This is a genomic window from Candidatus Binatota bacterium, from assembly GCA_012960245.1.
Classification (GTDB): domain Bacteria; phylum Desulfobacterota; class Binatia; order UBA1149; family UBA1149; genus UBA1149.
Genome location: DUBO01000044.1, coordinates 67,747 through 74,415, shown reverse-complemented (window position 1 = coordinate 74,415; position 6,669 = coordinate 67,747). Strand labels below are relative to the sequence as shown.

Annotated in this window: 7 protein-coding genes and 2 tRNA genes; 4 read left to right on the top strand and 5 right to left on the bottom strand. The window is 61.8% G+C overall.

Going from position 1 to position 6,669, the window contains the following annotated elements:
• Positions 1 to 2 precede the first annotated feature (2 nt).
• Together EYQ35_07920 and EYQ35_07915 are read left to right on the top strand one after the other, a co-directional pair.
• A tRNA-Arg gene (locus tag EYQ35_07920) sits at positions 3 to 78 on the top strand.
• Positions 79 to 134: 56 nt separating this feature from the next.
• Positions 135 to 212: transfer RNA gene (locus tag EYQ35_07915), tRNA-Glu, on the top strand.
• Between the two features lie 96 nt (positions 213 to 308).
• On the opposite strand, the gene EYQ35_07910 is transcribed toward EYQ35_07915, so the two are convergent.
• Complete coding sequence (locus tag EYQ35_07910; protein ID HIF64061.1) at positions 309 to 914, bottom strand: collagen-like protein; 606 nt, start codon at positions 912 to 914, stop codon at positions 309 to 311.
• A gap of 248 nt (positions 915 to 1,162) precedes the next feature.
• Between EYQ35_07910 and EYQ35_07905 the strand changes: the two genes are divergently transcribed.
• Positions 1,163 to 2,368: an acyl-CoA dehydrogenase gene (locus EYQ35_07905; GenBank protein HIF64060.1), complete on the top strand. Its 1,206-nt coding sequence runs from the start codon at positions 1,163 to 1,165 to the stop codon at positions 2,366 to 2,368.
• A gap of 11 nt (positions 2,369 to 2,379) precedes the next feature.
• Positions 2,380 to 3,522 (top strand): acyl-CoA dehydrogenase, encoded by a 1,143-nt coding sequence (locus EYQ35_07900; GenBank protein HIF64059.1) that lies wholly within the window; start codon positions 2,380 to 2,382, stop codon positions 3,520 to 3,522.
• A 45-nt stretch (positions 3,523 to 3,567) separates the two neighbouring features.
• On the opposite strand, the gene EYQ35_07895 is transcribed toward EYQ35_07900, so the two are convergent.
• The 4 genes from EYQ35_07895 to EYQ35_07880 all read right to left on the bottom strand — a co-directional run bounded on the left by EYQ35_07895 (position 3,568) and on the right by EYQ35_07880 (position 6,665).
• Positions 3,568 to 4,611 carry a phosphotransferase family protein gene (locus tag EYQ35_07895; protein HIF64058.1) on the bottom strand — a complete coding sequence of 348 codons (1,044 nt, stop codon included), beginning with the start codon at positions 4,609 to 4,611 and terminating at the stop codon, positions 3,568 to 3,570.
• Positions 4,612 to 4,630: 19 nt separating this feature from the next.
• A complete protein-coding gene (gene metF, locus EYQ35_07890; GenBank protein ID HIF64057.1) occupies positions 4,631 to 5,497 on the bottom strand; it encodes a methylenetetrahydrofolate reductase [NAD(P)H] in 867 nt (288 codons plus the stop codon).
• A 101-nt stretch (positions 5,498 to 5,598) separates the two neighbouring features.
• On the bottom strand, positions 5,599 to 5,979 hold the full coding sequence (locus EYQ35_07885; protein HIF64056.1) for a hypothetical protein: 381 nt from the start codon (positions 5,977 to 5,979) through the stop codon (positions 5,599 to 5,601).
• 77 nt (positions 5,980 to 6,056) lie between these two features.
• A complete protein-coding gene (locus EYQ35_07880; GenBank protein HIF64055.1) occupies positions 6,057 to 6,665 on the bottom strand; it encodes a peptidylprolyl isomerase A in 609 nt (202 codons plus the stop codon).
• Positions 6,666 to 6,669: the final 4 nt, after the last annotated feature.

The window sequence follows — 6,669 nt, the reverse complement described above, 5'->3', positions numbered from 1 at the left end:
ATGGGCCGTTAGCTCAGGTGGTAGAGCAGCTGCCTTCTAAGCAGCGGGTCGCAGGTTCAAGTCCTGCACGGCTCACCACCGGACTGCCAGGTATAGCCGAAAGCGAGCGCCCAAGGGCGCGTAAGTCAGTTTCAGTCCCCGTCGTCTAGCTTGGCCCAGGACACCGGCCTTTCACGCCGGCGACACGGGTTCAAATCCCGTCGGGGACGCCACTACCGCGGGGCGGGCAGTCAATGCCCGTCCCGTTTTTTCTGTCGCCGTCTTTTTTGCAGAAGCACGGCTGTTTCAAAATACTCAGTCGCGGCAGCTTAGTCGCAACAGATAGCCCAGGACTCGAGCGCGCCGTAAGGTAGCACCTCGGGGCCGTGCATGGCCGTGACCGTGCACACCCAGGACTGGCCCTCGGGGTGGGAGCTTTCTCTTGAGTCGAAGGCCGGTGTCGATGCACAGCCGCCACCGGTTAACATTTCGTTGGCCTCGCAGCTCACCGACACGGTTTCCGAGCGCTCTGTTGATACGCCCACGTCACGCCTGGCGTGCACGGTGTGGCAGGCCTCGAGAGGGTTTCCCGGAACTCCCTGCGGCCCGGTGGGGCCGGACGGACCGGCTACCCCCTTGGGCCCGGGTCGTCCCTTGCGCCCGCGGTCGCCGGGGCAGAGTTTTACCAGTACCTCGCCGCGCTGGTGGCCGGCAAGCAGGGTGCCCCTGGCTATGCAGTTGCCCTCGCGCTGTTCGGGAATAATGTCGGTCGAGATAGAAAAACGCCCCCTGGCATCGGCGCGGGTCACCGGCTCATCTTCCCAGATGATAACGGCATTGCTCGGGGCACCGGTTCCGCGCAACTGGACCTCACCGCCGGAAAGCTTGGCCCGGGTGATGTTGTAGGCATCAGCGTCAGCCGCCTGATAAAACATCGCAGCCAAAGCGAGCGCGGCCGCCGTCGTGATTGCGCGTGAACGCCTGGCTTGAACTTGACTATAAGCTGTCATTGCTGGTTTCTCCCGGCCCGTCTTGTCGGAGATGTTGGTGACGACGCGCCCTTACCCTCGATTGAGGCAGTATTTGGCGCGGTTGTCGAGATACCTGCCCCCCCCCGATGGTGTAAAAATGTCCCGATACGGGCCTTTTGTTAAGCGAGTGCTGCGGCTAAGTTGACCGAATTATGTCCGACATAGAACAGTTCAGGGGTGAGTGCGCGGCGTGGCTTGATGAAAACTGCCCGCAGTCGATGAGGTTGGAAGGGCCGAAGGCCGGCGACGGTACCATAGGGGAAATGCTGGCCTGGGGCGGCCGCAAGGCCGATTGGAGCAAGAACCCGGATGCCCGGGTCTGGCTCGATCGCATGGCCGAAAAGGGTTGGACCGCTCCCACCTGGCCTATTGAGTATGGAGGAGGGGGGCTGGACAAGGACGAGGCTCGCGTGTTGAGGCAGGAATTGGCCCGGCTCAAGGCGATGCCCGCACTGGCCGGTTTCGGGCTCACGATGATAGGTCCGTTGCTGGTCGATCACGGTACCGAGGAACAGAAGAAGCGGTTTCTCCCGGAAATCTGCCGCGGTGAAATACGCTGGTGCCAGGGCTACTCGGAGCCCAACTCGGGCAGCGATCTCGCCAGTCTTGCGACCCGCGCCGAGCTCGACGGCGACGACTGGGTGCTCAACGGTCAGAAGGTCTGGACTTCGTACGCCGACTTGGCCGACTGGATGTTCTGTCTCGTGAGGACAGACACCGAGAATAAGCACGCCGGTATCACCTTCATTCTTTTTGACATGGATGATCCCGGCGTAACCGTGAGGCCCATCCCTTTGATAAGTGGATACTCGCCTTTCTGCGAAACTTTCATCGAGGACGTGCGCGTGCCTCGCGACCAGGTCGTGGGTGGCGTCAACAACGGCTGGGCGATGGCCAAGGCCCTGCTGGGTCACGAACGCAACATGATAAGCAGCGCGTTCAGCGAGTACAGTTCTGTCAACCGGGTGGTGGAGCTTGCGCGTGAGTACCTGCCCGGGGAAGACGGCAGGATAGGCGACGCCCACAGGAGGGATTCTATCGCTGCCTTGACGATGGACAAGGCCTGCCTCGATCTTACGATTCGGCGCAGCGGCGAGGCAGCCAAGCTGGGTCAACAGCCGGGGGCTGAGACTTCAATTTTCAAGTACTACGCTACCGAGCTCAACAAGGATCGCTTTTCGCTGATGTTGTCGTTGCTCGGCCCGCAGGCATTGGGCTGGGAGGGCGAGGGATTCGAGAGCAGCGAACTGGAGATAACCAGGGAGTGGTTGCGCTCGCGCGGCAACTCTATTGAAGGCGGTACTTCCGAGATCCAGCTCAACATTATTGCCAAGCGTGTGCTTGGTCTGCCCGACTGAGGAGAATACGAATGAGCCTCGTACTCAACGAAGAACAGAAACTGCTCAAGACCAGCGCTGCCGATTTCGCGAGGAAGGAGTCTCCGGTGTCGCGCATCAGGGCTTTTCGCGACAGCGACGACGAACTGGGTTTTTCAAGGGAGTTGTGGGCGTCGATGGCCGCGCTCGGTTGGCCTGCCATACTGGTACCCGAGCAGTATGGTGGTCTTGGCCTCGGACTGACCGAGATCTGCTGCGTGATCGAAGAACTCGGCCGTAACCTGGTGCCCGAACCCTTGTTGTCCAACGCCTTGCTGGGTTCGGCTGCGATTATTGAGGCCGGCAACGAGGAGCAGAAGAGCCGTCTGTTACCCGCGGTGGCTGATGGCTCTGGGTTGGTCGCGCTGGCCTGGCAGGAACGTAAAACCCGCTACGACCCCGCTGTCATCGAGGCGAGCGCGTCGTCGTCGGGTGGTGGTTGGACCCTGGAGGGTGAGAAAGTGCTCGTCTGGGACGGTCACGTGGCCGACGTGCTGGTCGTGAGTGCGAGGACGTCGGGTGCGCCCGGCGACCGCGACGGTGTGTCATTGTTCCTCGTCGACAAGGGCGCGGCCGGGCTGAAAATTACTCGACAGCAGACCATGGACCAGCGCAACGCTGCGGTGCTTCGCTTCGATTCGGTGGAGCTGGACGGCGACTCTATGCTGGGCGCAGAAGGCGAGGGCCTCGCGCCGCTTCAGGTCGTAATTGACCGAGCCACGGTAGGGCTGTGCGCCGAGATGATGGGCTCCGCTGAAGCAGTTTTTGCAATGACGCTTGATTACCTTAAGACCCGCGAGCAGTTCGGCGTGGTTATAGGTAGCTTCCAGGCACTGAAGCACCGCGCGGCCTTGGTCTTCATTGAGCTCGAGCTGTCTCGCTCAGCTCTCATGGGCGCCTGCGAAGCTGTGGATGCGAACGCCGATGACGCAGCCGAAAAAATCGTGACGGCCAAGGCTCGATTGTCAGACACTGCGGTGCTCGCGGCCTATGAAGGCCTGCAGATGCACGGCGGCGTGGGAATGACCGACGAGCACGACATAGGTTTTTACCTTAAGCGCGCGCGCGCGGCGGAGCTCAGTTTTGGCGATGCTGCCTGGCACCGCGACCGCTTCGCAACTCTCCAGGGTTTCTGAGCCTCAACTGCTCGGAGGCACGGCTTATGGAGGGCTGCTGGCTTGCTACAGCTTGCCAGCAGAGGCCAGCGCTTCGAGCCCGGCCTCGGCAAGCGCCGGTACTATGACATCGAGCGACGCGAACAGCGGGTCGTTCGACTTGCCTTGCAGAAATCTCGAGTAGCTGGCCTCCATTATGATGGCTATCTTCCACATCGCGAAGGCTTCGAACCACGGCAGTCCAGAGGTATCCCGTCCGGTGGCCTCGCGGTACAAGTCTACGAGCTCGTTGCGGTCGCAGAACCCTCCAGAGCTCGTCAACGCCAGCCCCAGCGTGATCGCTCCACGGGTGTCGCCCGGCTGACTCCAGAAACCGCGCAGCCAGCCAAGATCGACCAGGGGAGGGGCAATGGTCGAGACCTCCCAGTCGATTACAGCCGCCACCGTTGCTTCCTGGTCGCGGCGCCACATGAGGTTGTCGAGCTTGTAATCACCGTGCGACAAGGCCACCTCGCTGCAGTCGGGGGCGTGGCCTAGCAGGTAATCTCCCAGCCGGTCAACGGCGGTCACCTCGCGTTGGCTGACCGCGGCCCACTGCCTGGTCATGAGTTCGAGGTTGCGCTGCAGGAACCCAGTGGGACGCCCGTGTCGGGCCAGGCCGGCCTCATCGAGGTCCACCGAGTGTATCGCCGCCAGGGTTTCTACGGTAGCGGGGCCCAGCGCTGCCCTGCGTGCGGGCGAGCCGGTAAAGTCGTCAGGGAAGCTGTCGCGCAGCACGACGCCGTCAACGTCTTCCATGAGCAGGAAGGGCGCGCAGGCCACTTCCGGATCCTCGCACAGCGCCACCATGCGCGGCACGGCCACGGGGCTGTCGGCCAGTGCTTTCATCACCCTGTATTCGCGAGCCATGCTGCTGGCTCCGGGCTGGAGTTTTCCTCGCGGTGGCCGCCGCATTATCCAGCGCTCAGAGTCAGCGCGCAGGCTCCAGGTCTCGCAGGAGTGTCCGCCGGCGTGGGCCGTGAGTTCCAGGTCTACGCCTTGGCAGCCCTGTACGTTGGCCTCCAGGTAGGTCCTGAGAGACTCAAGGTCGGGTTGCTCCCTGTTGGCCATGAGTTGTTTTCCAGCCCGATCAGGAAGATTGCGGCCTGATTTTCTCGAGCACGTTGCGCGTGGCCCGCGATTGGTTGAGGGTGTAAAAGTGCAGGCCCGGAGCACCTTCGGCCAGGAGCGCAGCGCACTGCTCGGTTGCCCAGGCTTCGCCTGCGGCTGCTATCGAATCGGCGTCGTCACCGGCAAGCTCAACCTGCCGTCGTAAGCGTGCGGGGATAGCGGCACCAAAGCGCGCCATGCGCTCAAGGCCGCCCGTGACCGGCATGATACCGGGCACGATGGGCACGGTTATTCCCGCCTTTACGGCCCGGTCTCGAAAAGCGAGGTAGCTGTCGTTGTCGAAGAACAGCTGCGTGATGAGCAGCTCGGCCCCTTGCTCGACCTTCTGGGCAAGCCGTTCGAGGTCGGCCTCCGGACTCTCCGCCTCTGGATGGACCTCGGGGTAGGCCGCCGCGGCCAGACAGAAAGGGCGGTTTTCGGCTCGTATCATGGCGATCAGCTCGCTGGCGTAGCTCAGTCCGTCCGCTGCCGGTTTGAACTCGCTGTCACCGGCCGGCGGGTCGCCCCTCAGGGCGATGAGGTTCTCGATACCTGAGTTTTCGAGCCGGTCGAGTATCGCGCGCAGCTCGTCCCGGCTCGAGCCCACGCAGGTAAGGTGGGCCATGGCTTCCAGGCCCAGGGTATTCTTGATCCACGACACCAGTTCGAGCGTACGGTCTCTCGTGGAGCCGCCAGCGCCGTAGGTCACCGATACGAAGTGCGGCTGTAGCGCCTGCAACTCGGATATAGTTTTGAGCAGCCTCACGTGGGCCTTGTCGTTGGCAGGGGGAAAGAACTCGAAAGAAAAGACCGGCTCTTCACCGGTGTAGTATTCAGATATATGCATGGCGATGGGCGACAGGAAAAACCGCCGTGTTCATGTTGTGTCCCCATCGCAAGCTTGTCAATAGCCCGCGCTTGCGGGGGCTACCGCTACCTGCCCGCCGGTCAGTATTTGCGCGGCGGCAGCACCGCGTCCGGACCGATGGCGCCCGGGGTGAGCGGAAAGCTGAGCGGGTCGTGGCCGGGGGCGGTGATGAGCACCTGCACTTCCGGTAGCCCTAGTGAACTGAAACGCCTTGCGAGTTCTTCGAACTGGGGTCTGCCTACCGCTCCCCTCAGTTCGAGGGTGAGTTGAAGGGTTTCGAACGAAGAGCGGGCTTCGCTGCGTATTGCGTTGAGCAGGTCTTCGATACTGTAAGGTGTCAGCTCGCCGCTATGGTAGTAACGCGAAGCCAGGCCATTCTGTCCGGTGCGACGGAACTCGGCCCTGAAGGGCACCGCCTTCCAGGGGCCGGCGTTCTTAAGCGGGTTGCTCTGCTTTACCATGGCGACAGCCTCTTGTACCCCCCGTACGGGGGGTCGTCAATGAACGCGACGGCGGTAGTGGAAAATGCCGCCTGCGCTTACTTTTTGTGTATGGATTCTATGACGACGGCTTCCACAGGGGCGTTCGAAAAGCCCGGCCCTCGCGACCTCGTGGTCGACGATTCTATAGCTTTTACCACGTCGAGTCCGTTGACGACCTTGCCGAACACCGCGTAGCCGTATTCGGCCGGCTTGGTTGAGCGATGGTTGAGAAAATCGTTGTCGGCCACGTTGATGAAAAACTGCGATGTGGCCGAATCGACCACGTTAGTACGCGCCATGGCGAGGGTACCGATGTCGTTCTTCAAACCGTTGTCAGCCTCGTTCTTCACCGCGACCTTGGTGGGCTTCTTCTGGTAGGAGGTGTCGAAACCACCGCCCTGTATCATGAAGCCCTTGATCACCCTGTGGAAGATCGTGCCGTCGTAGTATTCGTCTTCTACGTAGGAGAGAAAGTTCTTGACCGTCTCGGGGGCGGCTTCTTCGTCGAGCTCAACTTCGAAGCTGCCCAGGCTGGTCGTGATAACCACGATATTACCCGCGGTCGTTTCGCTCGTTTCGCCCGGAGCAGGACTGTCGCCGCTGCAGGCACTGAGGACAAATACAACCGAGGTCAGAATCGTAGCGGCGGTGCTGGTGAGCTTCATGGTC